Source organism: Diaphorobacter sp. JS3050 (assembly GCF_013154915.1).
Classification (GTDB): Bacteria; Pseudomonadota; Gammaproteobacteria; order Burkholderiales; family Burkholderiaceae_C; genus Diaphorobacter; species Diaphorobacter nitroreducens.
The window spans coordinates 2,554,568-2,580,910 of sequence record NZ_CP053553.1 but is presented as its reverse complement, the minus strand read 5'-3'; the positions used below and the strand labels follow the sequence as shown (position 1 = coordinate 2,580,910).

The 26,343-nt window shown below is 66.7% G+C and carries 29 protein-coding genes and 1 pseudogene; 3 read left to right on the top strand and 27 right to left on the bottom strand.

What is annotated here, in order from left to right:
* Nucleotides 1-92: 92 nt before the first annotated feature.
* Nucleotides 93-908, bottom strand: a complete 816-nt coding sequence (locus HND92_RS12425) for a helix-turn-helix domain-containing protein (protein WP_172207291.1) — start codon at nt 906-908, stop codon at nt 93-95.
* 105 nt (nt 909-1,013) lie between these two features.
* Here HND92_RS12425 and HND92_RS12420 point away from each other — a divergent pair, with 105 nt between their 5' ends.
* Nucleotides 1,014-1,445 carry a hypothetical protein gene (locus HND92_RS12420; protein WP_172207289.1) on the top strand — a complete coding sequence of 144 codons (432 nt, stop codon included), beginning with the start codon at nt 1,014-1,016 and terminating at the stop codon, nt 1,443-1,445.
* Between the two features lie 7 nt (nt 1,446-1,452).
* Here the strand turns inward: HND92_RS12420 and HND92_RS12415 are convergent, their stop codons facing one another.
* From HND92_RS12415 to cyoA, 12 genes and pseudogenes are all read right to left on the bottom strand, one after another.
* On the bottom strand, nt 1,453-2,337 hold the full coding sequence (locus tag HND92_RS12415) for a plasmid replication/partition related protein (RefSeq protein WP_172207287.1): 885 nt from the start codon (nt 2,335-2,337) through the stop codon (nt 1,453-1,455).
* Nucleotides 2,338-2,485: 148 nt separating this feature from the next.
* Nucleotides 2,486-3,862, bottom strand: a complete 1,377-nt coding sequence (yegQ, locus tag HND92_RS12410) for a tRNA 5-hydroxyuridine modification protein YegQ (RefSeq protein WP_172207285.1) — start codon at nt 3,860-3,862, stop codon at nt 2,486-2,488.
* Between the two features lie 320 nt (nt 3,863-4,182).
* The gene (locus tag HND92_RS19355; protein ID WP_370632951.1) at nt 4,183-4,341 is read right to left on the bottom strand and encodes a hypothetical protein; all 159 of its coding nucleotides are present in this window, start codon (nt 4,339-4,341) and stop codon (nt 4,183-4,185) included.
* Nucleotides 4,342-4,350: 9 nt separating this feature from the next.
* Nucleotides 4,351-4,401: pseudogene (locus tag HND92_RS19610) on the bottom strand (hypothetical protein); the annotation flags it as partial.
* A complete protein-coding gene (locus HND92_RS12405) occupies nt 4,398-4,826 on the bottom strand; it encodes a glutathione S-transferase family protein (protein ID WP_253940022.1) in 429 nt (142 codons plus the stop codon). The pseudogene HND92_RS19610 and the gene HND92_RS12405, both read right to left, overlap by 4 nt.
* Nucleotides 4,827-4,937: 111 nt before the next feature.
* Nucleotides 4,938-5,471, bottom strand: coding sequence for a response regulator transcription factor (locus HND92_RS12400; RefSeq protein ID WP_011805937.1), 534 nt, complete (start codon nt 5,469-5,471; stop codon nt 4,938-4,940).
* Entirely contained in the window at nt 5,461-6,804 is a 1,344-nt protein-coding gene (locus HND92_RS12395) for an ATP-binding protein (RefSeq protein WP_172207283.1), read from the bottom strand. Before HND92_RS12395 ends, HND92_RS12400 begins: the two co-directional genes overlap by 11 nt.
* Nucleotides 6,801-7,610: an SURF1 family protein gene (locus tag HND92_RS12390; protein ID WP_172207281.1), complete on the bottom strand. Its 810-nt coding sequence runs from the start codon at nt 7,608-7,610 to the stop codon at nt 6,801-6,803. The genes HND92_RS12395 and HND92_RS12390 overlap by 4 nt, the downstream gene beginning before the upstream one ends.
* A gap of 11 nt (nt 7,611-7,621) precedes the next feature.
* Nucleotides 7,622-8,041 (bottom strand): cytochrome o ubiquinol oxidase subunit IV, encoded by a 420-nt coding sequence (gene cyoD, locus HND92_RS12385; protein ID WP_015913689.1) that lies wholly within the window; start codon nt 8,039-8,041, stop codon nt 7,622-7,624.
* Nucleotides 8,042-8,677, bottom strand: a complete 636-nt coding sequence (gene cyoC / locus HND92_RS12380) for a cytochrome o ubiquinol oxidase subunit III (protein ID WP_172207279.1) — start codon at nt 8,675-8,677, stop codon at nt 8,042-8,044.
* Entirely contained in the window at nt 8,670-10,676 is a 2,007-nt protein-coding gene (cyoB, locus tag HND92_RS12375; RefSeq protein ID WP_172207277.1) for a cytochrome o ubiquinol oxidase subunit I, read from the bottom strand. Before cyoB ends, cyoC begins: the two co-directional genes overlap by 8 nt.
* A 61-nt stretch (nt 10,677-10,737) precedes the next feature.
* Nucleotides 10,738-11,787: a ubiquinol oxidase subunit II gene (cyoA, locus tag HND92_RS12370; protein WP_015913686.1), complete on the bottom strand. Its 1,050-nt coding sequence runs from the start codon at nt 11,785-11,787 to the stop codon at nt 10,738-10,740.
* Nucleotides 11,788-12,097: 310 nt separating this feature from the next.
* On the opposite strand from cyoA, the gene HND92_RS12365 reads away from it, so the two are divergent.
* Nucleotides 12,098-13,429, top strand: coding sequence for an MFS transporter (locus HND92_RS12365; RefSeq protein WP_172207275.1), 1,332 nt, complete (start codon nt 12,098-12,100; stop codon nt 13,427-13,429).
* A 122-nt stretch (nt 13,430-13,551) separates the two neighbouring features.
* Here HND92_RS12365 and tolA read toward each other — a convergent pair whose 3' ends face one another.
* The 11 genes from tolA to HND92_RS12310 form a co-directional block, all read right to left on the bottom strand.
* A complete protein-coding gene (gene tolA, locus HND92_RS12360; protein WP_172207273.1) occupies nt 13,552-14,598 on the bottom strand; it encodes a cell envelope integrity protein TolA in 1,047 nt (348 codons plus the stop codon).
* A 21-nt stretch (nt 14,599-14,619) separates the two neighbouring features.
* Nucleotides 14,620-15,045 carry a biopolymer transporter ExbD gene (locus HND92_RS12355; protein WP_011805928.1) on the bottom strand — a complete coding sequence of 142 codons (426 nt, stop codon included), beginning with the start codon at nt 15,043-15,045 and terminating at the stop codon, nt 14,620-14,622.
* 179 nt (nt 15,046-15,224) lie between these two features.
* Nucleotides 15,225-15,926, bottom strand: a complete 702-nt coding sequence (gene tolQ / locus HND92_RS12350; protein ID WP_011805927.1) for a protein TolQ — start codon at nt 15,924-15,926, stop codon at nt 15,225-15,227.
* Nucleotides 15,923-16,348, bottom strand: coding sequence for a YbgC/FadM family acyl-CoA thioesterase (locus tag HND92_RS12345; protein WP_172207271.1), 426 nt, complete (start codon nt 16,346-16,348; stop codon nt 15,923-15,925). Before HND92_RS12345 ends, tolQ begins: the two co-directional genes overlap by 4 nt.
* 19 nt (nt 16,349-16,367) lie before the next feature.
* The gene (locus HND92_RS12340) at nt 16,368-17,552 is read right to left on the bottom strand and encodes a pyridoxal phosphate-dependent aminotransferase (RefSeq protein WP_172207269.1); all 1,185 of its coding nucleotides are present in this window, start codon (nt 17,550-17,552) and stop codon (nt 16,368-16,370) included.
* Nucleotides 17,553-17,645: 93 nt separating this feature from the next.
* Nucleotides 17,646-18,179 (bottom strand): transcription antitermination factor NusB, encoded by a 534-nt coding sequence (gene nusB / locus HND92_RS12335; protein WP_011805924.1) that lies wholly within the window; start codon nt 18,177-18,179, stop codon nt 17,646-17,648.
* Complete coding sequence (ribH, locus tag HND92_RS12330; protein WP_172207267.1) at nt 18,176-18,640, bottom strand: 6,7-dimethyl-8-ribityllumazine synthase; 465 nt, start codon at nt 18,638-18,640, stop codon at nt 18,176-18,178. Before ribH ends, nusB begins: the two co-directional genes overlap by 4 nt.
* A gap of 3 nt (nt 18,641-18,643) precedes the next feature.
* A complete protein-coding gene (gene ribBA, locus HND92_RS12325) occupies nt 18,644-19,765 on the bottom strand; it encodes a bifunctional 3,4-dihydroxy-2-butanone-4-phosphate synthase/GTP cyclohydrolase II (RefSeq protein WP_172207265.1) in 1,122 nt (373 codons plus the stop codon).
* Nucleotides 19,766-20,024: 259 nt separating this feature from the next.
* Nucleotides 20,025-20,318: a 2Fe-2S iron-sulfur cluster binding domain-containing protein gene (locus tag HND92_RS12320; RefSeq protein WP_135148413.1), complete on the bottom strand. Its 294-nt coding sequence runs from the start codon at nt 20,316-20,318 to the stop codon at nt 20,025-20,027.
* Between the two features lie 81 nt (nt 20,319-20,399).
* Nucleotides 20,400-21,314: an SPFH domain-containing protein gene (locus HND92_RS12315; protein ID WP_011805920.1), complete on the bottom strand. Its 915-nt coding sequence runs from the start codon at nt 21,312-21,314 to the stop codon at nt 20,400-20,402.
* A 78-nt stretch (nt 21,315-21,392) separates the two neighbouring features.
* The gene (locus HND92_RS12310; RefSeq protein WP_172207263.1) at nt 21,393-21,824 is read right to left on the bottom strand and encodes an NfeD family protein; all 432 of its coding nucleotides are present in this window, start codon (nt 21,822-21,824) and stop codon (nt 21,393-21,395) included.
* 170 nt (nt 21,825-21,994) lie between these two features.
* Here HND92_RS12310 and HND92_RS12305 point away from each other — a divergent pair, with 170 nt between their 5' ends.
* Entirely contained in the window at nt 21,995-24,364 is a 2,370-nt protein-coding gene (locus HND92_RS12305; RefSeq protein WP_172207261.1) for an arginine/lysine/ornithine decarboxylase, read from the top strand.
* Between the two features lie 109 nt (nt 24,365-24,473).
* Here the strand turns inward: HND92_RS12305 and HND92_RS12300 are convergent, their stop codons facing one another.
* The 3 genes from HND92_RS12300 to HND92_RS12290 all read right to left on the bottom strand — a co-directional run bounded on the left by HND92_RS12300 (nt 24,474) and on the right by HND92_RS12290 (nt 26,288).
* Nucleotides 24,474-25,463 carry a DNA ligase gene (locus tag HND92_RS12300; protein WP_172207259.1) on the bottom strand — a complete coding sequence of 330 codons (990 nt, stop codon included), beginning with the start codon at nt 25,461-25,463 and terminating at the stop codon, nt 24,474-24,476.
* Nucleotides 25,464-25,702: 239 nt separating this feature from the next.
* Nucleotides 25,703-25,864 (bottom strand): hypothetical protein, encoded by a 162-nt coding sequence (locus HND92_RS12295; RefSeq protein WP_172207257.1) that lies wholly within the window; start codon nt 25,862-25,864, stop codon nt 25,703-25,705.
* 208 nt (nt 25,865-26,072) lie between these two features.
* Complete coding sequence (locus HND92_RS12290; protein WP_172207255.1) at nt 26,073-26,288, bottom strand: AbrB/MazE/SpoVT family DNA-binding domain-containing protein; 216 nt, start codon at nt 26,286-26,288, stop codon at nt 26,073-26,075.
* Between the last annotated feature and the right edge of the window lie 55 nt (nt 26,289-26,343).

The following is a 26,343-nucleotide window of genomic DNA, read 5'->3' as shown; positions in this document are numbered from 1 at the left end:
CCATTTTCACTTAAATGCTCGCGCCGCGTGTGCCGCGCGTCGGGGGATGTCGCACGCCGAGACCGTGGTCACGACCCGGGAGACGGTGCCGTTCAGGCCGCGGCCAGCGCGCGCAGTGCGGCGGCGCTGGCGTCGTCGGCGGGGAAGAACGTTTCCAGCGCCAGCTCCTGCAGCGTCACGTCGACGGGCGAGCCGAACACCGTGGTGGTGCTCACCAGCTGGAGCGTGCCGGCCGGCGTGCGGAACTCGAACGGCATGAGCACGCCCAGGTGCTCGCCCGGCAGCGGCGGGCTGGCAGGCGGCAAAGGGTAGGCCTGCAGTTCCTGCAGCAGGGCGGCCAGCACCGGGTCGCTGCTCTCGTGGATCTGCTGGCGCAACCGCTCCAGCAGGTGCGCGCGCCATTGCGCCAGGTTGGCGATGCGCGGTGCCAGGCCCCCCGGGTGCAGGCTGAGGCGCAGCACGTTCACGGGCGGCTGCAGCAGCTCGGCGTCCACGCCGGACAGCAGCAGGGGCACGATGCGGTTGGCCATGAGCAGGTTCCAGTGCCGGTCCATCGCCAGCGCCGGCCAGGGTTCGTGGCAGTCCAGGATGCGCTGCACCGCCGCGCGCGCATCGGCCATCTCGGGCGCATCGAGCGGGCGTTCGCGGTACATCGGGGCATAGCCCGCGGCCACCAGCAGCGCGTTGCGCTCGCGCAGGGGCACGTCCAGGCGACGCGCCAGGCGCAGCACCATGTCGCGGCTGGGGCTGGCGCGGCCCGTTTCCACGCAGCTCAGGTGGCGCGTAGACACCTCGGCCGCGTGTGCCAGGTCCAGTTGGCTCAACCGCCGGTGCTGGCGCCAGTGGCGCAGGCGTTCTCCAAAAGGCGCGGGTGTCGATAGGGCGGGAGCGTGGTGCATGGCCTGCATGGTAGGGCCGGCCGCGCGGCGTGGGCATGACCTGCCAGGTCATGGACGCGCAGCCGCCGCGTGCCGACGATGCAGGCCATGTTCAACCCCTCAGGAGATCACACCATGGCCTTCATCGATGCTTTCACGTCCCCCGGCGGCCTGCGCCGCGTGCTCTGGGCCGATGCCGCCGCAGGCGCCGGCATGGCGGCGCTGCACCTGGCGGCGGCAGCGCCGCTGGCTGAATGGCTGGGCATGTCGCCCCGGTTGCTGTTGGCCAGCGGCTGGCTGCTGCTGCCTTTCGTGCTGGTGGCCGGGTCGCTGGCCCTGCGGCGCGAGGCAGCCGGCGGCGCGCTGGCGCTGCTGGTGGCGGGCAATGTCCTGTGGGTGCTGGCCAGCGCAGTGGTGCTGTGGGGCACGACGTGGGTGACCGGCGGCTGGGGCCAGGCCTATGTGGCCGTGCAGGCGGTGGCCGTGCTGGCCCTGGCGGAACTGCAGTGGATGGCGCTGCGCCGCGCACGCGTGGCGGTCCAGGGCGTGCACGCGGCAGTCTCCTGACGGGCGCTCAGCCCTGCTCGGCCAGCAGGTCTTGCAGGGCCTTGACCTGTTGGCGCAGGCGCTCGTTTTCGGCCTCCAGTTCCGCCACGCGCTGCTGCAGCTTTGCGGTGTCGGGGGCGGCCGTCGATTCCGGCCCGGCGGTGCCGTCGGCCTCCGTTGCGGCGGCATCGCCCTTTGGTTTTTTCTTGCCATCGCGCACGCGCTTGGCGGCCTGCTTGAGTTCCTGCGCACCGCCGGCCGCGGCGCTCTTTTGCTCGTCCACCGGCAGGGTGGCCACCACGGCAGCGGCGTTCAAGGACAGTTCGCCCGACTTGACGGCGGCCACCACCTCCGGCGCTGCGTTCTGGTGGATGGTCTCGATGGCCTTGACCTGGGCGGCCGTCAGGCGGGCGGCGCGGGCCAGGGCCTCGCGCGTGTCCAGCGCGTCTTCGGGCACCTTGGGCACGCTGGCCAGCGCCTGGGCGACGACCGGGTCGGTGTCACCCTCCCACGGCGCTTGTTCAGGCGCTTGGGCGGCCTCGGCCTTGGCTGCCACCACGGCGGCAGCGGCCGCGGCGCGGCGCTCGGCAATGATCTCGCGCTTGCGCAGTGCCAGCACGCCGCGCTGGAACTCCGACACGCTGCGCCGCCCCAGGTGCTGGTCGATCATCCACAGGTGCACGTCCTCCATGTTCTGAAAGCGGGTGTTCTGCACCGTCTGGAAGGGCAGGCCGTGCTTGTGGCAGATGCCGAAGCGGTTGTGGCCGTCCACGAGGATGTTGCCCCACAGCACCAGCGCGTCGCGGCAGCCCTCTGCGAGGATGCTGCGCTCCAGCGCGTCGTGCTCCTCGGGCGTGAGCGGGTCGATGTAGGCCTTGAGTTCGGGCAGGACGACGATGTCTTCAGGATTCATGGGTTCTGGGTATGGGGCGGGGCAAGAAATGGGCAAAGGCCCCGCCGGGGCCTTTGCAAAAAGAGGAGCTGCTCGCGCTTGATGGCTGGGCATTTCGGTATCAAATCTACCTGAAACGCCCTGTGGACGGGCGCTGCCAGCTATGGTTTCAGGAAGGCTGTAGCAGCCGCGCGATGAGCGCGCCGTCCACCGGGCCGTCGATCGGAATGCGCACACGCAGCGGATTGCCCGGCGCCACCTGCACGCTTTCGCCGTCCAGTTTGAACATCTGCGTGAGCTGCACCGTGCGGTTGCCGCTGGGGTGGATCACCTCCAGCGTGTCGCCCACGGCGAAGCGGTTCATGGTCTCGACCTCGGCCATGCCGTCGGCGTAGCCGCGCACCTGGCCGACGAAGTGGGCGCGCTGCAGCACGCTGTTGCCGGTCTCGTAGTTCTGGTAGTCGTTGGCCGGGCGGCGCTCCAGCAGGCCGCCGGTGTAGCCGCGGTTGGCCAGGCCTTCCAGCTCGGTGATCAGGTGCGGGTTGAACGGGCGGCCCGCCACCGCGTCGTCGATCGCGCGGCGGTACACCTGGGCGGTACGCGCCACGTAGTACAGGCTCTTGGTACGGCCCTCGATCTTGAGCGAATCCACGCCGATCTTCACCAGGCGCTCCACATGCTCCACGGCGCGCAGGTCCTTGGAGTTCATGATGTAGGTGCCGTGCTCATCCTCCATGATGGGCATCAGTTCGCCGGGGCGGCCGATCTCTTCGATCAGGTAGACCTGGTCGGCCTTGGGGTGGCGCTGGCCGCTGCCGCAGGTGGTGGTGAACTGGCTGTCGGCTTCCTCGCGCGCCTGTTCGAAGTTGAAACCCTGCTCCATGGACGTGGCCAGCGCTTCGCCGGTGTTGGGGTCCACCGCCGCGTCGTGGGTCTTGTATTCCCAGCGGCAGGCGTTGGTGCAGGTGCCCTGGTTGGGGTCGCGGCGGTTGAAATAGCCGCTGAGCAGGCAGCGGCCCGAGTAGGCAATGCACAGCGCGCCGTGCACGAAGACCTCGATCTCCATGTCAGGGCATTCCTGGCGGATCTTCTCGATCTCGTCCAGGCTCAGTTCGCGCGAGAGGATGATGCGCGACACGCCCGCCTTCTGCCAGAACTTCACCGTGGCGTAGTTGGTGGTGTTGGCCTGCACCGAGAGATGGATCTCGGTCTCGGGCCACTTTTCCTTGACCATCATGATCAGGCCGGGGTCGGCCATGATGAAGGCGTCGGGCTTGCACTGGATGACGGGCTCGATGTCGCGCAGGTAGGTGCGCACCTTGTCGTTGTGCGCGATCAGGTTGCTGGTGACGAAGAACTTCTTGCCCCGCGCGTGCGCCTCCTGGATGCCCTGGGCGATCTGCTCCAGGCGGAACTCGTTGTTGCGCGCACGCAGGCTGTAGCGCGGCTGGCCGGCGTAGATGGCGTCGGCGCCGAAGTCGTACGCCGCACGCATCTTGTCGAGCGAGCCGGCGGGCAGCAGCAGTTCGGGGGCTTTGAGGGTCATAGCCTGCAATTTTCGCTGATGTGCGGGGTGAGGGTGGGGCGCGTGGGTAATGACCGGGTTGGGGTCTTTGGGGCGGTTGCTTTGCGTTGTCGGCGGTGGCAGTTGGGAGGATTAGGAGGGGTGTGTGACGTAGGGTTGAGAGGCTGGGGCGAGAGCGGACTGCTCGCCGGTGGCGGAGTCGGGCCCCCAGCGGCTTGTGCCGGACGCGAATCCGACGCCACGAACCGTGGCTCAACGCCGCGTGCGCCCGGCCTTCCCTTGGATGCCATGAACAGGTATATCCAAGACGAGGGCCTGTTCACATTCCGTGCCAACAGGCCCTAGCTTCGTGGCATCGCCTCGAGATCGCTCGGGGCGGCGGCACGGAAGGCGGGCAGCGCTTCACAGTGTTCGGCCAGTGAGATCAGCGCGGCGTGGACGGACGGTGACAGCACTTCATCCATCCGGTCCTGCATGTACCAGATCAGCGTGGTGATCATGACATCGGCATGGGTGAGTGCCGCCCCGCAGGCATACGGTGTGGCAAGGCGTTTGGTCAGTTCGTCGAGACCAGCGCGTGCCTGGCCAAGGCAGCGATCCAGCCAGACGGCGCTGCGGTGTTCGGGGGGTGAAAGTGCCTCTCGTACACCACAGCCGCGACCTTTTCGAGGGTGCCTTGCGCCAGTGCCGTCATCTGGAGAACGCGCCGGCGTTGGGGGCCGGAGCGGGGGATCAGCGCCGCGTCGCCTGCCTGCTCATCGAGATGATCCAGGATGGATGCGCTGTCGATCAGCACTTCGACATCGTCGAGGACGAGGGCCGGGATGCGGGTCAGCGGGCTGATCCCCCCGATTGCTGCCGCATCGCCAAAGATGGATCGCGTATCGCGGGTGAAGGGGATGCCGTAGTGATGCAGCGCGATGGCGACACGGCGCGTGACGGGGCTGTCATATTGGCCGACGAGGATCTTGGGCAGGTCTTCCATCTCAAACAACGCGCTTCAAGCATCCTGAATGTATACGGCGACAGCCTCCCCATCAGTCGCCCTTCGTAAAGGCAGGCTCAGGCCGATGACAGCCCATGCGCGCTCAATGCGCTAAACCCGCCGCTTGTCCAGCTTGCGCGTGAGCGTGCGGCGGTGCATTCCTAGCCGCCGTGCGGCTTCGGAGATGTTGAAGCCCGTCTCGGCCAGCACTTCGTGGATGCGCTCCCACTCCAGCGTCTTGATGGAGCTGGCGCGGTTGGTCAGTTCCACGTCGGCATTGCCTTCGGTAAGGCCGAAGGCGGCCTCGATATCGTCGGTGTTCGATGGCTTGGCCAGGTAGTGGCAGGCACCCAGCTTTACGGCCTCGACGGCGGTGGCAATGCTGGCGTAGCCCGTGAGCACGACGATGAGCATGTCCGGGTTGGCCGCGTGCAATGCCCGAACGCAGGCCAGGCCTGTGGCCTCGCCCTTGAGCTTGAGGTCCACGACGGCATAGTCGGGCGTGTGCCCGGCCAGCAGTGCTTCGGCCTGTGCCAGGCTATCGGCGTGCAGCACGCGGTAGCCGCGCCGCTCGAACGAACGGGCCAGCGTGCGCGCGAAGGCCTCGTCGTCTTCCACGATGAGCAGCAAGCGTTCAGCGTCCATGGTGCGTGGGTGTCTCCTGCAACGCAATCGCGGCCAGCGGCAGCGTGATCGTGACCTGGGCGCCGCCGCCCGGAAGGTTGCGTGCCTGCACGGTGCCCCCCAGGGTGCGCGCCACGTTCATTGCCAGGAACAGGCCCAGCCCGCCGCCGGGGCGGCCCTTGCTGGACTGGTAGGGCTTGCCGAACTGCGACAGCATGGCCGGCGCGAAGCCGGGGCCATTGTCTGTGACGGTAATGCGCAGCAGGTCTTGATCACGCTCGGCCACCAGGCCGACCCGGTGGGGCGATGCGTCGCGGGCATTGTCCAACACATTGAAAACCATTTGCTGCAGCGTGACATCGGACACCATGGGGGTGTCCTGGCCGAAGCGGTTGTCATAGGTGAACTCGTCAACCGAGCGCGTGGCCTGCCACTCGCTGGCGAGCGTGTCCAGGAACTGGCACACGGTGGTCTGCGCCGATGCCTCGCCGCGCGTCTCGCCGGCGGACATCAGGATGCCGCTGACGATGGTCTTGCAGCGCTGCACCTGCGCCTGCATCTCGGCCACGTCTTCCTGCAGCGCGGGGTTGGCGGCCAATGCAGGATCACGCTTCCAGTCCCCCAGGATCACCGCCATGGTGGCCAGCGGCGTGCCCAGCTCATGGGCCGCGCCTGAAGCCAGCAGCCCCATGCGCACCACGTGCTCTTCCTCGGCGGCGCGTTGGCGTATGGCGGCCAGACGCGCGTCCCGCTGGCGCAGGTTCTGGCCGATGCGGCTGATGAAGATCACCACCAGCGCCGCGTTGAGCATGAAGCACACCAGCAGGCCCAGCACGTAGGGACTGCCCAGCCCGCGCGCGAAGTCGGGCGCCAGCTGCAATGGCACGCTGTAATGCGCCAGCAGCGCAAAGCAGGCTGCGGTGATGAGCACCATGGTCCAGATGTAGGCGCTGCGCAGCAGCGCCGCGCCCAGCGCCACCTGCAGCAGGTACAAGAAGACGAATGGGTTGCGGATGCCCCCGCTCAGATACAGCTGCACGGTGAGCACGGCCACGTCCACCAGCAGCGCCAGAAACAGCTCCACATTGCGCACGCCGCGGCCGGTGCGCCAGCGCACGAAGCTCACCGCGTTGTAGAGCACCAGGCAACCCACCACCATGAGCATCTCGCGCAGGGGCAGGGGAAGCTGCAGCACGTAGTGCGCCACCTCGATGGTGAACACCTGGCCCACCACGGCGATCCAGCGCAACTGGATGAGCTGGTGCAGGTTTTTCAGCCCGGCCGCGGCATCGGCCGAGCGCGCCTTCAGGGCGGGCGGGGAGGCGGAGGGGGTGGAGGTGGCGGAAGCTGTCATCGGGAGCGCAAGGTGGCACGCAGGCGAAGCTCGTAGCGTGCCACATACGCAGCCGCTGCCGCCACCATGGCGGCCAGCCCGAACCAGGTGATGGCATACACCAGGTGGCTGTTGTGGAAGCGAACCACCGTCAGTCCCGGGCGGGGCCAGGGACCGGTGGTGGTGGAAGTCTCGGCATCCATCGGCGCTGGGGCGTTCGCGTCGGGAATGCCCGCGTCGATGAAAAACGGGGCCGCGGCCTCCAGGCCCTGCGCCTGGGCGATGGCCGCCACGTCGCGCGAATGCCAGCGCTGCGCCCCGGGGTCGTTGCGGCGCAGGAAGCCGCCTCCGGGCTCGCTCATGCGCAACAGGCCCTGCAGCTGTACGGCTTCGCCTTCCTGCATGCCGGGGCCGCCAGCGGCCCACTGGGCGCGCTGCGCCTGTGGGATGAAGCCGCGGTTGACGAGCACCTGGCCGCCGCCGTCCAGCTGCAGCGGGGTCATGACCCAGAAACCCGCGCCGAGCGCCGTGGTGGCCTGGGTCAGTACGGTTTTGCTGGCCAGCCAGTGACCCTCAGCCTGCACAGGCTGGTATTCAAAGCCAGCCGCATCCACGCCAGGCCACTGCGCGCGCGCGGGCAACGGCACGGGCGCGGCATGCAGACGCTGCTCTACGCGTTCCATCAGGGCCAGCTTCCAGGTGCGCCGCTCCACCTGCCACCAGCCGAGGGCACAGAACACAACGAACAGGGCGATGCCCGCCAGAGCGAGCACCGCCATCGTCAGGTTGGAGTGCGCGCGGGTGCGCTGCGGCTCCGGGGCGTGCATGGTCGGAGCGGTCAAGGCGCCTTCGGTTGGTGTGCCTCGCTGCCCTGGTGCTGTGCGGCCATGGGGTTGGCGTGCGCGGGCATCATGTTGGCATTCATGTGGAACATGACCCACAACGTGCCGATGATGGTCACTGCCAGGAACACGATGGTGAAGATGGTGGACAGCATCGTCCAGCCGCCCTGGATCTTGCCGTTCATGTGCAGGAAGTACACCATGTGCACCACCACCTGGACCATGGCGAAGATGCCCAGCACCAGCACGGCGGTGGTGCGGTTCTGGATCACGTCGGCCATGACCAGCCAGAACGGGATCACGGTGAGGATCACGGCGAGGATGAAGCCCTTGACGTAGTCCCCCTTGGTGACGTGCAGGTCGTCATGGTCGTGGCCATGGTCGTCGTGGCCGGCGTGAATTTCGTGTGCGCTCATTTACAGCACCCCCATCAGGTACACAAAGGTGAAGACGCCGATCCAGACCACGTCCAGGAAGTGCCAGAACATGGACAGGCAGTTCAGACGGCGCTTGTTTTCATGGATCAGGCCGTGCTTGCTGATCTGAATCATCAATGTCACGAGCCAGATCAGGCCGAAGGTCACGTGCAGTCCGTGCGTGCCCACCAGCGTGAAGAAGGCCGACAGGAACGCGCTGCGCTGGGGTGTCGCGCCCTGGTGGATCAGGTGTGCGAACTCATACAGCTCCACGCCCAGGAAGGCCAGGCCCAGCAGGCCGGTGACGGCCAGCCAGGTCAGCGTGCCGCGCACGTTGCCTGCCTGCTTTTGCAGCATGGCAAAGCCGAAGGTGATGGACGACGTCAGCAGGAAGGCCGTGTTGATGGCCACCAGCGTCAGGTCGAACAGCTGCGCGCCCGTGGGGCCCGCCGCATAGCTGCGGCCCAGCACGCCGTAGGTGGCGAAGAGGGCGGCAAAGATGAGGCAGTCGCTCATCAGATAGAGCCAGAAACCCAGGGACGTGCCGTTCTCGGGGTGGGGCTCGTGTGCCAGGTGGTATTGGCGCGGGGCCATGGCGGCGGCGCCGCCCGCGTGCAAGGTGGTGGTATCAGACATGGGCTGCTGCAAGCTGCTGGGTGCGTGCGTCTTCCGTGGCGGCCACGTTGGCTGCGGGAATGTAGTAGTCACGCTTGTAGTTGAAGGTATGGATGATCGAGGCCAGCACGATGGCGGCGAACGAGGCTGCCGCCAGCGGCCACATGTGCCAGATCATGGCGAAGCCGAACAGGGTGGACAGTGCGGCAATCACCACGCCTGCACCCGTGTTGGCAGGCATGTGGATCGGCTGGAAGCCGGTGAGCGGGCGCTGGTAGCCGTGCTTCTTCATGTCCCACCAGGCGTCGATCTCGTGCGCCACGGGCGTGAAGGCGAAGTTGTACTGCGGCGGGGGCGAGGAGGTGGCCCACTCCAGCGTGCGGCCGTCCCAGGGGTCGCCGGTCACGTCGCGCAGCTGGTCGCGCTTGAGGTAGCTCACGAACAGCTGGATGAAGAAGCAGGCGATGCCCGCCGCGATCAGGCATACGCCCACCGCGGAGATGATGAACCAGATGTGCAGCGAGGCGTCTTCCACATGGTTGACGCGGCGCGTCACGCCCATCAGGCCCAGGATGTACAGCGGCGTGAACGCCACCCAGAAACCCACCAGCCAGAACCAGAACGAGCATTTGCCCCAGAACTCATCGAGCTTGTAGCCAAAGGCCTTGGGGTACCAGTAGTTGATGCCGGCAAACACGGCGAACACCACGCCGCCGATGATCACGTTGTGGAAGTGCGCGACCAGGAACAGGCTGTTGTGCAGCACGAAGTCGGCCGGGGGCACGGCCAGCAGCACGCCGGTCATGCCGCCGATGGCGAAGGTGCACATGAAGCCTACCGTCCACAGCATGGGCACGCTGAAGCGGATGCGGCCCTTGTACATGGTGAACAGCCAGTTGAAGATCTTGGCGCCCGTCGGGATCGAGATGATCATCGTGGTGATGCCGAAGAAGGTGTTCACTGTGGCGCCCGAGCCCATGGTGAAGAAGTGGTGCAGCCACACCAGGTACGACAGGATGGTGATACACACCGTGGCGTAGACCATCGAGGTGTAGCCGAACAGGCGCTTGCGCGAGAACGTGGCGACGACCTCGGAGAACACGCCGAACGCGGGCAGGATCAGGATGTACACCTCGGGGTGGCCCCAGATCCAGATCAGGTTCACGTACAGCATGGGGTTGCCGCCCAGGTCGTTCGTGAAGAAGTTGGTGCCCAGGTAGCGGTCCAGGCTCATCAGTACCAGCGCGGCCGTCAGCACCGGGAACGATGCCACGATCAGCGCGTTGGTGCACAGGGCAGTCCAGGTGAAGACGGGCATCTTCATCAGGTTCATGCCCGGCGCGCGCATCTTGATGATGGTGACGATCAGGTTGATGCCCGACAAGGTGGTGCCCACCCCCGCAATCTGCAGGCCCCAGATGTAATAGTCGAGACCCACGCCAGGGTCCTGCGCCCCGAGGTTGGACAGCGCCAGCCAGCCAGAGGTGGAGAACTCGCCCAGGAACAGCGAGATCATCACCAGCACGGCGCCGCCGGTGGTCATCCAGAAGCTGAAGTTGTTCAGGAAGGGAAACGACACGTCGCGCGCGCCGATCTGCAGCGGCACGAGGTAGTTCATCAGGCCCGTGACGAAGGGCATGGCCACGAAGAAGATCATGATCACGCCGTGGGCCGTGAAGATCTGGTCGTAGTGGTGCGGCGGCAGATAGCCCATGTTCTCGCCAAAGGCCATGGACTGCTGCAGGCGCATCATCACCGCGTCGGCAAAGCCGCGCAGGAACATGACCAGGCCCAGGATCATGTACATGATGCCGATCTTCTTGTGGTCGATGGAGCAGATCCAGTCGCGCCACAGCGGGCCCCACAGACGGAACTTGGTGAGGCCGGCCAGCATCACGATGCCACCCAGGACCACCGCGATGAAGGTCCACAGCACGATGGGCTCGTGCGCCATCGGGATCGAGTCCCAGGTGATGCGGCCCAACAGCCAGTGGGCTGGGGTAGTTTGTTCAGACAACATATCGAATCTCTTGGCTAATGGGCCCGGCGCCGGCTTGGCGCCCGCGTCGGGTCCGTCAAATTCACTGTTGGGTGGTGGCCTCGGGGAGGGCGGCTGCGGGCTGCAGCGCGGCCAGGATCTGTGGCGCGTTGCCTGCGGTGCATACGTCCTGCGGCAGCGTCAGACCGTTGGCTTTGACGAAGGCTTCGCCGCCGAGCGCGTCGATAGCCATCATGTCGTGCATGCACATCTGCCCGTCTTCCACGCAGCGGTTGAGCACCTTGCCGTACAGGCCGTCTTCCACTGTGGAAAAGCGCTGCACGGGGTCGCGCTGGCTGGGCTTGGCCAGTTGCAGGTAGGTGGTCTTGTCCAGGGGCTTGCCTTCGGTCTTGGCCTTGTCCACCCACTGGGCGAACTCGGCATCGCTCAGGCCGTGGAACTTGAAGGTCATGCCGGAGAAGCCGGGGCCGCTGTAGTGCGAGGCGAGGCCGTGGAACACGCCGGGCTTGTTGATGATGGCGTTCAGCTCGGTCTGCATGCCAGGCATGGCGTAGATCATGCCGGCCAGGTCGGGCACGTAGAACGCGTTCATGGTCGACGTGGCGGTGAGCTTGAACAGGATCGGGCGGTCCACAGGCGCGGCCACCTCGTTCACCGTGGCAATGCCCTGCTCGGGGTAGAAGAACAGCCACTTCCAGTCCATGGCCACCACCTGCACTTCCAGCGGTTTGACGTCGGCGGCCAGCGCGCGCTGGGCGTCGATGCGGTCCAGGGGGCGGTAGGGGTCCAGCTTGTGGGTAGCGATCCAGGTCAGCGCGCCCAGGGCAATGATGATCATCAGCGGCACGCTCCAGATCACCAACTCCAGCGAGGTGGAGTGGTGCCAGTCGGGGTCGTACTCGGCGTCGGTGTTGCCCTGGCGGTACTTCCAGGCGAACAGCAGCGTCAGCAGGATCACCGGCACGATGACGATCAGCATCAGCACCGTGGCAGTCACCACCAGGTTGCCCTGCTGGGCAGCGATATCACCCGCCGGGTTCAATACAACGGCCTTGCTGCAACCAGCCAGGCTGGCTGCGGCCAAAGCCGCGGCGAGCCAGGTGGGCCCGCGGAGTTTCTTCAGTTGGAGCATTGCTAGGCGTGTCAAAAAGCGTGCACGGCCTTGCGTCGCGCGGGCGGGCGCGGCGCTAGGTGTAAACGCGAATTACTGGACGGAGACGAATGTAATACGCCTAGCGCATTTGTCGATTGGACATTTTGTCCAGGGTCAAACTTATGGCGTGATGGCAGGCCGGATGCGGCCTGCAGGCGCGACCATGGCGGCGCGGATGGCCGACTGGGCGTGAGGGTTTTCCCGCGCGGGACGTCAGTGTAAGCGTACTTGTTGACCGCGGGGCTTGCGTGTAGAACGGAGCTGTGTCTGCAAAGCAAGGAGTACGGTCATGAGTAGCGGTTCCGTCGCATACCCCGTTTACGGCCCCGAGAGCGCGGCATCGCTGTCGCGCGCGCACACCGACGAAGACGTCACCCCGGGCGAGATCGCCGTGGGCGTGATCATCGGGCGCGCGTCGGAGTATTTCGACTTCTTCGTATTCGGGATCGCCTGCGTGCTGGTCTTCCCGTCGCTGTTGTTCCCCTTCATGTCGCGGCTGGACGGCACGCTCATGGCCTTTGCCATCTTTGCCATCGCCTTCATCGCCCGGCCGCTGGGCACCGCCATCTCCATGGCCGTGCAGCGGCGCTGGGGGCGCGGCACCAAGCTGACGCTGGCGCTGTTCCTGCTGGGCGGCTGTACGGTGAGCATGGCCTTCCTGCCCAGCTACCACGTGGCGGGGCTGGCAGCCGCCGGGGCGCTGGCGGTGCTGCGCTTCGGCCAGGGGCTGGCGCTGGGCGGCTCCTGGGACGGGCTGCCGTCGCTGTTGGCGATGGCTGCACCGCCGGAGCGCCGGGGCTGGTATTCCATGGTGGGGCAACTGGGCGCGCCCGTGGGGTTTGCATTGGCCGCCGGGTTGTTCGCCTACCTGTACGGCAGTCTCTCCAGCGAAGAATTCCTGGCCTGGGGCTGGCGCTACCCGTTCTGCGTGGCCTTTGCGATCAACGTGGTGGCGCTGTTTGCGCGGCTGCGCCTGGTGGTGGGGCAGTCCTATGCCGAATTGCTGCAAGAGAAGGAACTGGAGCCCGTGGGCGTGGCCCGCGTGATGCGCGAAGAGGGGAGCAATGTGGTGCTGGGCGCCTTTGCGGCACTGGCCAGCTTCGCACTCTTTCACGTGGTGACGGTGTTCCCGCTGTCGTGGTTCGCCCTGTTCTCCGACCGCTCCATGGCCGAGGTGCTGTGCGTGCAGATCGCCGGCGCATTCCTGGCCATCGGCGCGGTGGTGGCGTCGGGGCGGTTGGCCGACCGCATGGGCCGGCGCAACCTGCTGGGCTCCATGGCCGTGCTGATTGGCCTGTTCAGCCTGGCCACGCCCTGGCTGCTGGGCGGTGGCGCGGTGGGCGGCACGGTGTTCCTGCTGCTGGGCTTCGTGCTGCTGGGCCTGTCGTACGGCCAGGCATCGGGCACGGTGACGGCCAACTTCTCCACCCAGCACCGCTACACCGGGGCGGCACTGTCGTCCGACCTGGCCTGGCTGATCGGCGCGGCCTTCGCGCCGTTGGTGGCCTTGGGGCTGTCGGCACGTTTCGGGCTGGGGGCGGTGACGCTGTATCTGCTGTCGGGCGTGGTCTGCACACTCGGCGCGTTGCGTATCAATCGCCTCATCGAGCAGCGCAGCTGAGTTCGATTGGCTGTCGGTTGTTATCGAAAATGATAGCTGCCGGCGCTTGACTCAAATAGGTTTCACAGTGTTTTCAATTTGAAACCATTGAGGGACAAGCGCAGGCAGCTCTCTTTTTTGCTTCAGTCGCGCGGGCGGAAGCCGATCACCAGGGACGACGGCACGCGGCCGTCCACGTCGCGCGGCAGGGTTTCCGTGCGGTGCAGCGCACGAATCACCGCGTCGTCCCACGCCTTGTTGCCGCTGGACTGGGTGATGCGCGCGCCGACGATGGTGCCGTCCGGAGCGGCGCGCACCTCGACCTCGGCGCGCGGGTTGCCCGAGATGGTGTCGGGATAGACGATGTTGGGGCGTACCTTGGCGGCCACCTTGCCACCGTAGCTGCCCGAGGGGCCGGAGCTGCGCTGCGCGGTGCCCGTGGCGGTCTCGCCGCCCGTGGCGCCTGGCAGCCCCTGCATCATGCGGCGCAGGTTCTCCTGGCGGAGCGCTTCGGCCTCCTTGGCTTCACGGGCTTCCTCGGCCTTGCGGCGCTTGTCCTCGGCCAGCTTCTTCTGTTTGTCCTGCTCGGCCTTGGCGGCCTTCTCCTTCTCGGCCTTGGCGGCCTTCTCCTTCTCGGCCTTGGCGGCCTTCTCCTTCTCGGCCTTGGCGGCCTTCTCCTTCTCGGCCTTTTCGCGTTCGGCTTTCTCGCGCTCGGCCTTCTGCTGCGCCAGCAGGCGTTCCTTCTTTTCCTGCTCCAGCCGCTCGCGGCGCTCTTCTTCCTTGCGCTCGCGTTCGCGTTTCTCGCGCTCCAGTTGCTGTTCGCGCTTTTTCTTTTCTTCTTCCAGGCGCTTCTTCTGCTGCTGCAGGGCGATGTCGGCCTCGCGCGTGTCGGCTTGCTCCGGACGCGGTGGTGGCGGTGGAGGCGGCGATGCGGGCGCGGGCTCAGGTGCGGGGGTAGGGGCCGGAGCAGGGGGTGGGGGCGCCTCCACGGCGCGCAGCGCCGCTTGCTGGGGGACGGCGGACCAGAGTTCGGCCTCCACCGCCGGTTGGTCGGAACTGCTCTTCCAGTTCACGCCCCAGGTCAGCGCGCCGATCAGCGCGGCATGGGCGAGTACCGCCAGGGCGATGGCCCGCATGCGTCCGGGCGGGCGGGGCGGGGCAAACTGGTCGCGGTCGTTCGTGGCGTGCATTAGATCGTGTGAAAGTTCTCGTCAGCCGCCGCTCTTCACCGCCAGGGCGACGCGTGCCACGCCCGCCTGTTGCAGCGCAGACATGGCCTTCATCACCGCGTCGTACGACACGTTCTTGTCGGCGCTGATGAGCACGGGTGTGTCCTCTGGCTGGTCCTTGAGCCAGTTCTTGGCGGTGGCGCCCAGGTTTTGCAGCGGCACGGTGCGTTCGTTGCCGTCGGCCTTGAAGCGGATGCTGCCGTCCTTGTCGACGATGACGTCCGCGCGCGTCTTGGGCACCTTGGCGCCTTTGCCCACGGAAGGCACGTTCACCGAACTGGGCGTGAGCATGGGCGCGGTCACCATGAAGATGATGAGCAGCACCAGCATCACGTCGATGAACGGCACCATGTTGATTTCGTTCATGGAGCGGCGGCGGGTGCCGCTGCGTGAGGCCATGGCAGGCATTTCAGTTCTCCATTGCGCTGAGCAGTGCGCGCTGTGGATAAAACGGACGTGTCCGATGCCAGCAGACGCCGCGCAAGGGCCGTCCCGCCGCGCTGAGCAATCGATCCCCTTTCCCGCAGTGGGTAGCGCTGCGAGAGAAGGGGGAAGCCGCGCAGCGGCTCAGGGGGATGTCCTTCATCTCAATGCCCCGAGGGGGATGCGGGGTGTGCGCCCAGGTTGCGCTGCAGGATGTTGGAGAACTCCTCGATGAAGGTCTCCTGGTGCGTCGCCACGCGGTCGATGTCGCGTGCGAAGCGGTTGTACGCAATCACGGCGGGAATGGCGGCGAACAGGCCGATGGCGGTGGCCACCAGCGCTTCGGCGATGCCGGGCGCCACCGTGGCGAGCGTTACCTGCTCCATGCCGGCGAAACCGGTAAAGGCGTGCATGATGCCCCAGACGGTGCCGAACAGGCCCACATAGGGCGACACCGAGGCCACCGAGCCGAGGAACGAGAGGCTGGACTCGATCACGTCCATCTCGCGCTGGAAGCTTGCGCGCATGGCGCGGCGCGCGCCGTCCAGCAGTGTGCCGGGGTCGCTGATGCGGCGTTCCCGCAGCTTCTGGTATTCGCGCATGCCGCTGGCGAAGATGCGCTCCATCGGGCCGGCGCTCTTGGCGTTGTGCGTGGCGCTGGCGTACAGGTCGTTCAGGCTGGTGCCCGACCAGAAATCGCGCTCGAAGTCTTCGTTCAGAGCCTTCACGCGCTTGAGCGCGAACAGCTTGCGGAAGATGGCGGCCCAGCTGGCCACGGAAACCGCGAGCAGCAGCAGCATCACCAGCTGCACCACCCAGCTGGCATTGAGCACCAGGCTCAAGATGGACATGTCTTGGGAATTCATGATGAGGAGAGTCGTTCCAAAAGGGACCCCGGAATGCGTGCAGGGCGCATGGTGGCGGCATCCACCCAGCCAATGCGGATGGTGCCTTCGCACAGCAGTGCGGGGGGAGAGTCGGGGATCATCTGCTCTGGTTTCAAGAGCGCCTGCTGCTCGATTGTGAGCGAAGCGCGGCCCCCTACGCGCAGGCTGGCGGTAACAATCAGTTCATCGTCCAGGCGGGCGGGGCGCAGGTAGCGCAGGCGTGCGTCGGTTACGACAAACATGCCGCCCGTGAGTTCCCGCAATCGTTGCTGGCCCAGGTCCCGCGAGCGCAGCCACTCGGTGCGCGCGCGCTCGAAGAACTTGAGATAGTTGGCATAGAACACGATGCCGCCGGCATCGGTGTCTTCCCAGTAAATGCGAACGGGCCACTCGAAAGCCATGCTGGCACGCCTGGAGGGGTCAGCCGATCAGGCGCTGCAGGCGCGCCACCGCTTCCTGCAACTGCGCCATGGAGTTGGCCGTGGAAAAGCGCACGAAGCGTTGGGTGTCGGCCGTGCCGAAGTCGCGCCCCGGCGTGATGGCCAGGTGGGCACGGCGCATCAGCTCGTAGGCGAAGTCCCAGCTGCCGGCGACGCCCAGGCGCTCGGCGGCCTGCGTGCAGTCGGCCCAGGCGTAGAAGGCGCCATCGGGCTGCACCGGCACCGTGAGGCCCAGGGCATCGAGTGCGGGGATGAAGTAGTCTCGCCGCGCCTTGAACTCCGCGCGGCGGCGTTCGTACTCGGCGATGCTGTCCGGCTCGAAGCAGGCCAGCGCCGCATGCTGCGACACCGTGCTGGCGCAGATGAACAGGTTCTGCGCCAGACGCTCCACCACGGGCACCATGGCTTCGGGCACCACCATCCAGCCCAGGCGCCAGCCGGTCATGTTGAAGTACTTGCTGAAGCTGTTGATGCTGATGATGTCCTCGCCCAGCGCCAGCGCCGTCTGGCCGAAGGCGTCGTCATAGGACAGGCCGAGGTAGATCTCGTCGATGATCGTGAGCCCACCCTTGCCGCGCACCACATCATGGATGCGGCGCAGTTCGTTCGGCGCAATCGAGGTGCCCGTGGGGTTGGAGGGCGATGCCAGCAGCACGCCGCGTGTCTTGGTACCCCATGCGGCCTCGACCTTGGCGGCGCTGAGCTGGAAGCGCTCCTCGGCCGTGGTGGGGATCAGCACCGCTTTGCCTTCCGCCGCGCTCACGAAGTGGCGGTTGCATGGGTAGCTGGGGTCGGGCATCAGGATCTCGTCACCCGCGTCGATCAGCGCCAGGCAGGCCAGCTGCAGCGCGGCCGATGCGCCGGCCGTGACCACGATGCGCCGCGCCGGCACATCCACGCCAAAGCGCTCGGCATACCAGCCGCTGATGCGCTCGCGCAGCGCCTCCAGGCCCAGGGCGTTGGTGTACTGCGTGACCCCGCTGCGCACCGCGCGGTCGGCCGCCTCCACCACCAGCGGGGGCGCGGTGAAGTCGGGCTCGCCGATGTTCAGGAAGATCATCGGCTCGCGGGTGCCGGCGACCTCGCGCGCCAGGGCCTGGGCGGCCTTGGCCACTTCCATCACGTAAAAGGGTTCGATGCGCTCGGCGCGGGTGGAAAACTTCATGGCGATGCAACGTGCAGGCACCCGCCGGCTGAGGCCAGCGGCGGGTGCGCTGAGGGAACGAACAATGCGAAGAGGCGCAAGAGGGCGGGGCCTTCAGCCGCGGGCGGCGGCCTTGTCGGCCGCGACCTCGGTGGCGCGCAATTGCGGCGCCAGGCCGTTGAGCACGCCGTTGACGTACTTGTGGCCGTCGGTGCCGCCGAACTCCTTGGCCAGCTCGATGCACTCGTTGATGACCACGCGCCAGGGCACGTCCTGGCAATGTTGGAATTCGTATACGCCGATCCACATCACCGCATGCTCGATGGGCGAGATCTCGCTCATCTTGCGGTCCAGCTGGGGCGCGATCAGCTCGTCCATGTACTGGGCGGTGGTGATGCAGCCGTGCAGGAGCGCGTCGTAGTGCGCCGCGTCGGCCTTGTGAAAGCCCGACAGGTCGCGCGTGAACACGTCGATGGCGGTGGCGTCGTTGCCTCCCACCAGGTGCTGGTAGAGCGCCTGCAGGGCGAATTCGCGCGCGCGGCTGCGGCCCGACTTGGAGCCGGCCTTGCGCGCGCCGGTGCCGGTGGTGCCGGTGCGCGGCTGGCGCGGCGGCCGCGCGGATGGCGTGGGGTGGGTGGAATCGGTCACGACAGCTCCTCCAGCAAGTTGGCCATTTCCACGGCCACGCGGGCCGCGTCCACGCCCTTTTCTGTCTGGCGGGCGAGGGCCTGTTCCAGGTTTTCGGTGGTGATGATGGCGTTGGCGATCGGTACCTGGTAGTCCAGGGCCAGGCGGGTCACGCCCGCGCCGGATTCGTTGGCCACCAGCTCGAAGTGGTAGGTCTCGCCGCGGATGATGCAGCCCAGCGCGATCAGCGCGTCGTACTCGTCGCGCTCGGCCAGGGCCTGCAGCGCCACGGGCACTTCCAGCGCGCCGGGCACCAGCACATGGCGGATGTGCTTTTCCTGCACGCCCAGGCGCAGCAGCTCTGCACGGCAGGCCGCGGCGAGGGTGTTGGTGATGCTCTCGTTGAAGCGGGCCTGCACGATGCCGATGTGCAGCTTCTTGCCATCGAGCTTGTCCGCGGTTCCTTTGTCTGCGCCAAACATGTCTTATTCCTTGGGGATGTAGCCGGTGATTTCGAGTCCATAGCCCACCATGCTGGGCATGCGGCGCGGCTGGCCCATGAGCTGCATCTTGGCCACGCCCACTTCGCGCAGGATCTGGGCGCCCACGCCGTAGGTGCGCAGGTCCATGCGACCGCGCTCGGGCGCCTGGGCGGCGCGGGCCGTGCCTTCGAACTGCTCCAGCAGTTGCTCGGCACTCTCGCCGCAGTTCAGCAGCACGGCCACGCCCTGGCCGTGGAGGTGGATGTATTGCAGGCTGGCGTCCAGGCTCCACGAGTGCATGCCGCGGCCCACTTCCAGCAGGTCCAGCACCGACAAGGGCTCGTGCACGCGCACGGGCACGCTCTCTGCGGCGTCCCACTGGCCCTTGACCAGGGCCAGGTGCACGGCCTGGCTCGGCTCGTCGCGGAAGGCGTGCATCGTGAACTCGCCGAACGCCGTGGTGATCTGGCGCGAAGCCACTTTGTGCACCAGCGACTCGGTGCGGCTGCGGTATTCGATCAGGTCGGCGATCGTGCCGATCTTGATGCCGTGCTCGGCCGCAAACAGCTGCAGGTCGGGCAGGCGGGCCATGGTGCCGTCGTCCTTCATCACCTCGCAGATCACGGAGGAGGGGCTGCAGCCGGCCATGGCGGCCAGGTCGCAGCCGGCCTCGGTGTGGCCGGCGCGCATGAGCACGCCGCCATCCACCGCCTGCAGCGGGAAGATGTGGCCGGGCTGCACCAGGTCGGCAGCCTGGGCGTTGGCGGCCACGGCGGCCTGCACGGTGCGCGCGCGGTCGGCAGCGCTGATGCCGGTGGTCACGCCCTCGGCCGCCTCGATGGAGACGGTGAAGGCGGTGCCCATCTTGGTGCCGTTGCGCGCCACCATGGGCGGCAGGCGCAGGCGCTCGCAGCGTTCGCGCGTGAGGGTCAGGCAGATCAGGCCGCGGCCGAAGCGCGCCATGAAGTTGATGGCCTCGGGCGTGACATGGTCCGCGGCGATCACGAGGTCGCCTTCGTTCTCGCGGTCTTCCTCATCGACGAGGATCACGATGCGGCCGGCGCGCAACTCGGCCACGATGTCCTGGACGGGCGAGATGGGCGCGGGCGTGAGGGGGGTGGTCATGCAGGGCTTTCGGATGGGCCATGCGGGCCGGGGCGGTGTGCGTTCCCCGGCGGGCGGGCAACGGGCGTGCCCCCAAAGAACGGCGATGCGGCCCCTGCCGCACGGAGGAGGGACGCGCGGTCCCGAAGCGGCCAATTCTAGTCGCGCCGCCGGGCCGTTGTCCGCGCGCCGCCGCGGTAAGTCTGCCGCAGGTGGGGGCAAGCGGGCCGCAGGTTGCGCTGCCTCAACCGTACCGGTGCGCGGAGCGCGGCACAGGGGCTCAGATGGCGGGGGCCTCCAGCTTCACGTCGCCCACGGGATAGGCCACGCAGGGCAGCACGCAGCCCTCGGCCTTTTCTTCTGCCGTCAGGCCCGGCCAGTCGATGGCGTAGCGCACCTCGCCCTCCGCCAGCACGCCGATGCAGGTGCGGCAGGTGCCGTTGCGGCAGGAGCTGGGCCAGTCGATACCGCCTTGCTCCAGCGACAGCAGCAGCGGCTGCTCGGGCCAGGCATCGCACTGGGTGCCGTCGTCGCCCACGCGGGCCGTGAAGAAGGGGGCTACGGGGGAATTCATGCGAAGTTCTAAGCAAAAAGTGGCTCCAGCGCTTGTGGGGTGAGCGCTGGTAGCTATAAAAAAAAGAGCGAAAGCGTTGGGTCAGCTGCGCTGCTGCGTCTGGATCATCTTCATGGCCGAACTGACGAGTGCGGATACCTCGGTCATGTTGCTGGGCACGATGAGCGTGGTGGTGGCGTCCGCGGCCACCTTGCCATACGCCTCCACGGCCTTTTCGGCGACCTTGAGCTGCACGGCCTGCTCGCCGCCCGGCTGGCGGATGGCGGCGGCAATGCGCTCGATGGCCTGGGCGGTGGCGTCGGCCACGGCGGTGATGGCGGCGGCCTCGCCCTGGGCGTTGTTGATGGCGGCTTGCTTTTCACCTTCGGAGCGGGCGATGAAGGCCTCACGCTCGCCGGTGGCGATGTTGATCTGTTCCTGGCGGCGGCCTTCCGAAGCGGCGATCAACGCGCGCTTTTCACGCTCGGCGGTGATCTGGGCCTGCATGGCGCGCAGGATTTCGGCGGGCGGCGTCAGATCCTTGATCTCGTAGCGCAGCACCTTCACGCCCCAGTTCAGCGCCGCCTCGTCGATGGCCTGCACCACCTGGGCGTTGATCATGTCGCGCTCTTCGAACGTCTTGTCCAGCTCCAGCTTGCCGATCACGCTGCGCAGCGTGGTCTGGGCCAGCTGCGAGATGGCGGTGATGTAGTTGGACGAACCGTAGCTGGCGCGCATGGGGTCGGTCACCTGGAAGTACAGGATGCCGTCCACCTGCAGCTGGGTGTTGTCCTTGGTGATGCAGACCTGGCTGGGCACGTCCAGGGGGATTTCCTTCAGGCTGTGCTTGTAGGCGATGCGGTCGACGAAGGGGATGATGAACTTCGGCCCGGGTGTGAGCGTGCCGGCGTACTTGCCCAGGCGCTCCTTCACCCAGGCATGCTGCTGCGGCACGATCTTGACGGCGCGCGCGATGAAGATCACCGCGATGACGAAGAGGATGATGGCGATTTCCATGAGGTTTTTCTTTCTGTGCCGCGTGCGGCGGTGAAGGGCAGGGCGGATGGTAGCGAGGCCGCCCCCGGTTCCGGATGACTACAGTGGATCCACCAGCAGGCGGTTGCCCACCAGTTCGGCCACGCGGTGCGGGCCTGTGGCGGGCGTGATGCCCGGGCGGTGGATGGCGGTCCAGCTCGCGCCGCGGTACTTCACGACGGCCGTGCCGTCGGGCTGCCAGGCGTCGATGAACACCGTCTCGCCCACGTCCAGGTTCACGCTGCGGTCGGCCCGCGCGGACGGCTCGCCCGGCCGGCTGCGGCGCTTGACGTAGGCCCCCAGCACGGTGCCGGCCCCGACCAGTGCGCTCACCAGGATCTGCGCCGTGTTGCCCAGGCCCGCGTGGGCCGCGAGTGCGCCGGCCGCCAGGCCCACGGCCAGCATCAGCAGGTAAAAGGTGCCGGTGAGCAGCTCGGCCACCACGGCCGCCCCGGCCATGAGCCACCAGAGCGTCGATGCGTCCAGATTCATGTGTGTTTTCTCCTTCCCTCTCTGTCGGGTGCGCGCTGGCGGGCGGCGCGGTGTTGTTTCCAGGTCGATGGATTCTGGGCGAAATGCTGCGGTGTTCATAGGGATAGCACGCATATTCCTTACACTGCGCGCCTCTTTCGTTTTTTTGGCCCGGTCATCGGAGGCAGCGCATGAAATTTCGCTTTCCCATCGTCATCATCGACGAGGACTATCGTTCAGAGAACACCTCCGGCCTGGGGATCCGGGCGCTGGCGCAGGCCATCGAGGCGGAAGGGTTCGAGGTCCTGGGCGTGACCAGCTACGGCGACCTGTCGCAGTTCGCCCAGCAGCAAAGCCGCGCCAGCGCGTTCATCCTGTCGATCGACGACGAGGAATTCACGCTGGGCACGGGCCAGGATCCCATCGTGCACAGCCTGCGCACCTTCATCGAAGAGGTACGCCGCAAGAACGCCGACGTGCCGATCTACGTGCACGGCGAGACCAAGACCGCGCGCCACCTGCCCAACGACATCCTGCGCGAGCTGCACGGCTTCATCCACATGTTCGAGGACACGCCCGAGTTCGTGGCCAAGCACATCATCCGCGAGGCCAAGAGCTACCTGGAGGGCGTGCAGCCGCCATTCTTCAAGGCGCTGCTGGACTACGCGGAAGACGGCTCCTACAGCTGGCACTGCCCGGGCCACTCGGGCGGCGTGGCGTTCCTCAAGAGCCCCGTGGGCCAGATGTACCACCAGTTCTATGGTGAGAACATGCTGCGCGCGGACGTCTGCAATGCCGTGGAAGAACTGGGCCAGCTGCTGGACCACAACGGCGCCATCGGCGAGAGCGAGCGCAATGCCGCGCGCATCTTCAACGCCGACCACTGCTTCTTCGTGACCAACGGCACGTCCACCTCCAACAAGATGGTGTGGCACCACACCGTGGCGCCGGGCGACGTGGTGGTGGTGGACCGCAACTGCCACAAGTCCATCCTGCACAGCATCATCATGACCGGGGCGATCCCCGTGTTCCTGAAACCCACGCGCAACCACTTCGGCATCATCGGGCCCATTCCGCAAAGCGAATTCGAGCCCGCGACCATCCAGGCGAAGATCAAGGCCAACCCGCTGCTCAAGGGCGTGGACGCCAAGAAGGTCAAGCCGCGCGTGCTGACCCTCACGCAGTCGACCTACGACGGCGTGCTCTACAACACCGAGACCATCAAGGGCATGCTCGACGGCTACGTCGAGAACCTGCACTTCGACGAGGCCTGGCTGCCCCACGCGGCCTTCCACCCGTTCTACGGCAGCTACCACGCCATGGGCAAGAAGCGCGCGCGGCCCAAGCAGTCGGTGGTGTACGCCACGCAGTCCATCCACAAGCTGCTGGCCGGCATCAGCCAGGCCAGCCATGTGCTGGTGCAGGACAGCCAGACCACCAAGCTGGACCGTCACCTGTTCAACGAGGCGTACCTGATGCACACCTCGACCAGCCCGCAGTACAGCATCATCGCCAGCTGCGACGTGGCTGCGGCCATGATGGAGCCGCCCGGCGGCACCGCCCTGGTGGAGGAAAGCCTGGTCGAAGCGCTGGACTTTCGCCGCGCCATGCGCAAGGTGGAGGGCGAGTTCGGCAAGGACGACTGGTGGTTCAAGGTCTGGGGCCCCGACAAGCTCGCCGACGAGGGTGTGGGCCGCGCAGACGACTGGATCATCCGCGGCGACGCCAAGGGCAAGAAGAACGGCCCGAGCAAGTGGCATGGCTTCGGCGCGCTGGCCGACGGCTTCAACATGCTGGACCCGATCAAGTCCACCATCGTCACGCCCGGCCTGAACCTGGACGGCAAGTTCGACAAGACCGGCATTCCGGCCAGCATCGTCACCAAATACCTGTCCGAGCACGGCGTGGTGGTGGAGAAGACGGGCCTGTACTCGTTCTTCATCATGTTCACCATCGGCATCACCAAGGGCCGCTGGAACACGCTGCTGGCCGCGCTGCAGCAGTTCAAGGACGACTACGAGAAGAACCAGCCCATGTGGCGCATCCTTCCCGAGTTCTGCCAGCAGCACAAGCGCTACGAGCGCATGGGCCTGAAGGACCTCTGCCAGCATGTGCACCAGCTGTACGCCAAGTACGACATCGCCCGCCTGACGACCGAGATGTATCTCTCGGACCTCACGCCGGCCATGAAGCCCAGCGACGCCTATGCCCACATCGCGCAGCGCAAGACCGAGCGCGTGGAGATCGACCACCTGGAAGGCCGCATCACCACCAGCCTGATCACGCCGTACCCGCCGGGCATTCCGCTGCTGATTCCCGGCGAGGTGTTCAACAAGAAGATCGTGGACTATCTCAAGTTCTCGCGCGAGTTCTCCAAGCTCTGCCCGGGGTTCGAGACCGACATCCACGGCCTGGTGGAGATCGAGGACGACAACGGCAACGTGCGTTATTACGCCGACTGCGTGACGCAGGGCACGGGCGGCAGCCGCAAGCCCCGCGCCAACGACCCTGAGTCGCTGGTGCAGGTGGGCAGCGACGGCCCGTTTGGCCGCACCATCTGAAGTGCCGGCAGCGCCTCTCGCAGGAGGGGCGGGCTGAAAAGGGGCGGACGACCGCCCCTTTTGCTTTTGTTTGATAGCTGGCAGCGCTTGCTGGGCGTGCGCTAGGGCCTCATTTACCTCTGTTTCTTGCTGGGGCGGGCTCCAGACTGGCCTGCCCGCCGGCAGCGGCTGCGTTGGCCGCGGAGGGCGCGGAGGGCGCGTCGGCGCGCACTCGCCAGAAGCGCGCAAACCGCGGCAAGCCGCTTGCGTGGGTGCCGTTGAAGCGGTAGGTCACCACGGTGCCCACCGGCGGTGGATTGCGCCGCACCGCATCCGGCAGGCCGCTGCCCAAGCGCAGGCGCCGGCCGTCGGGCAGCGCCACCAGCAGCGCGCCGGTCTGGCCCGCGTATTTGCCGCGTCCGGGCACGTGCCCTACCACCACGGCTTCCGCGTCCTCGAAGGTCTTGAGCTTGAGCAGATCGTCGCTGCGCCCGCCACGGTAGGGCGCGTCGTCCCGGCGCAGCATCAGTCCCTCGGCGCCGGCCTTCTCCAGCCGGTGCAGCTGCCCCACCAGTTCCGTGTGGCTGGACACCCTCCATTGCGCGGCAGGCTGGACCCACGGCTGGCCCAGATGGGCCACGGTGCGGCGCAGCAGGGGCAGGCGCTCGCCGAAACCGCCCGGCGCGCGCGGCAGGTCGAACACCATGTACCGCAGCGCGCGCCACCGGGCATCGTCGGGCGTGGCCTGCGCCACGGCCGCCTGCGCGGCGGCAAACTGGCCGCGGCCGGCCCACAGTTCGCCATCCATCGGTACCGGCGGCCAGCCGGCGGTGAACCACGCTGGCGCCCGGATGGGCAGGCCCTGCCGGCTGATCAGTTGCTGACCGGTCCAGAGGGCGCGCACACCGTCGTATTTTTCGCTCACCCAATAGTCCGCGACCACCACGCCCGGGTGGTAATGCTGCGCCAGCGTGGGCGAGGGCGCCGCCGGGTCCGCGGAGGAGGGCGACTCCAGGGCAGCAGCCGGCTGCGCGTTCGCTGCTCCTACACAAGCAGCGACGATCAGCACCCAGGCCTGGCGCCGGAGGGCCAACAGTGCGAAGTGCGTTGCAGGGAGCATGGCAGGGTCCGGGTTCAGGGACTCTGGATTGTCGGTGCTGGAAGCAATATGCAAAAAAGATAGCGGCCAGCGCTTGCTGGATGGTCGCTAGAGGTCGAAGGGGTCTTTACGTCGGCTTTGCGGTGCGGCGGGTGGATGGCAGAGAAGCCGCAACGCATGGTTCAAAGCTCCCGAGAGCGGCGGACCTCCCATGCATTCCGCCAAAGCAAAAGCCCCTGACTCTTGCGAATCAGGGGCTTTCATTTGGTGCCGGAGACATGAATCGAACACGCGACCTTCTCATTACGAATCAGCCCCGGCGCAACCGGAGCGAAGAGTGGTGAAAGGTCAGGAACAATGAAATCAACGACTTCCGTGATCCGAGCCGCTGTCATTTGTCGCCAACGTTCTTGGATCTTCATGGTCGATGTGCCGTCAGTGTGCCATGGCACAGTCGCCGGATCAAAGGTCTGAAAACTTTCACTGCGGCCCATCACCAGCAAGCCCGGCAGGCGGTCAGTAGAACCGTGCGGAAGAGCAGATTCAGTACGTCGAGCGCAGCCTGATTCCGCGACTGGCCTATGACCCAAAGCCGTGTCGGCGGCTCCTCGAACAGGGATGCGGGTAACCTCACCATTGCGTGGGCTCCTCGGGCTCGGCCGGTGCCGCTCCCACGGTTGGCATGCCGTCCGCAGGCACTGGCTTGACGGGCCTGATGTGGATGGTGTGGTCCGGGCCGACGAAGATGCGCAGCCCGTCACCCTTCTTGATCGAGAGGGCCTCGACCACATTCTTGGGCAGGCGCACCGAGAGCGAGCCGCCCCATTGGCCTACGCGATTGGCCATGTCTTTCCCCTTGGTTGTCAATGATCGATGAAATTGATCGAAGCATTGACGCAGG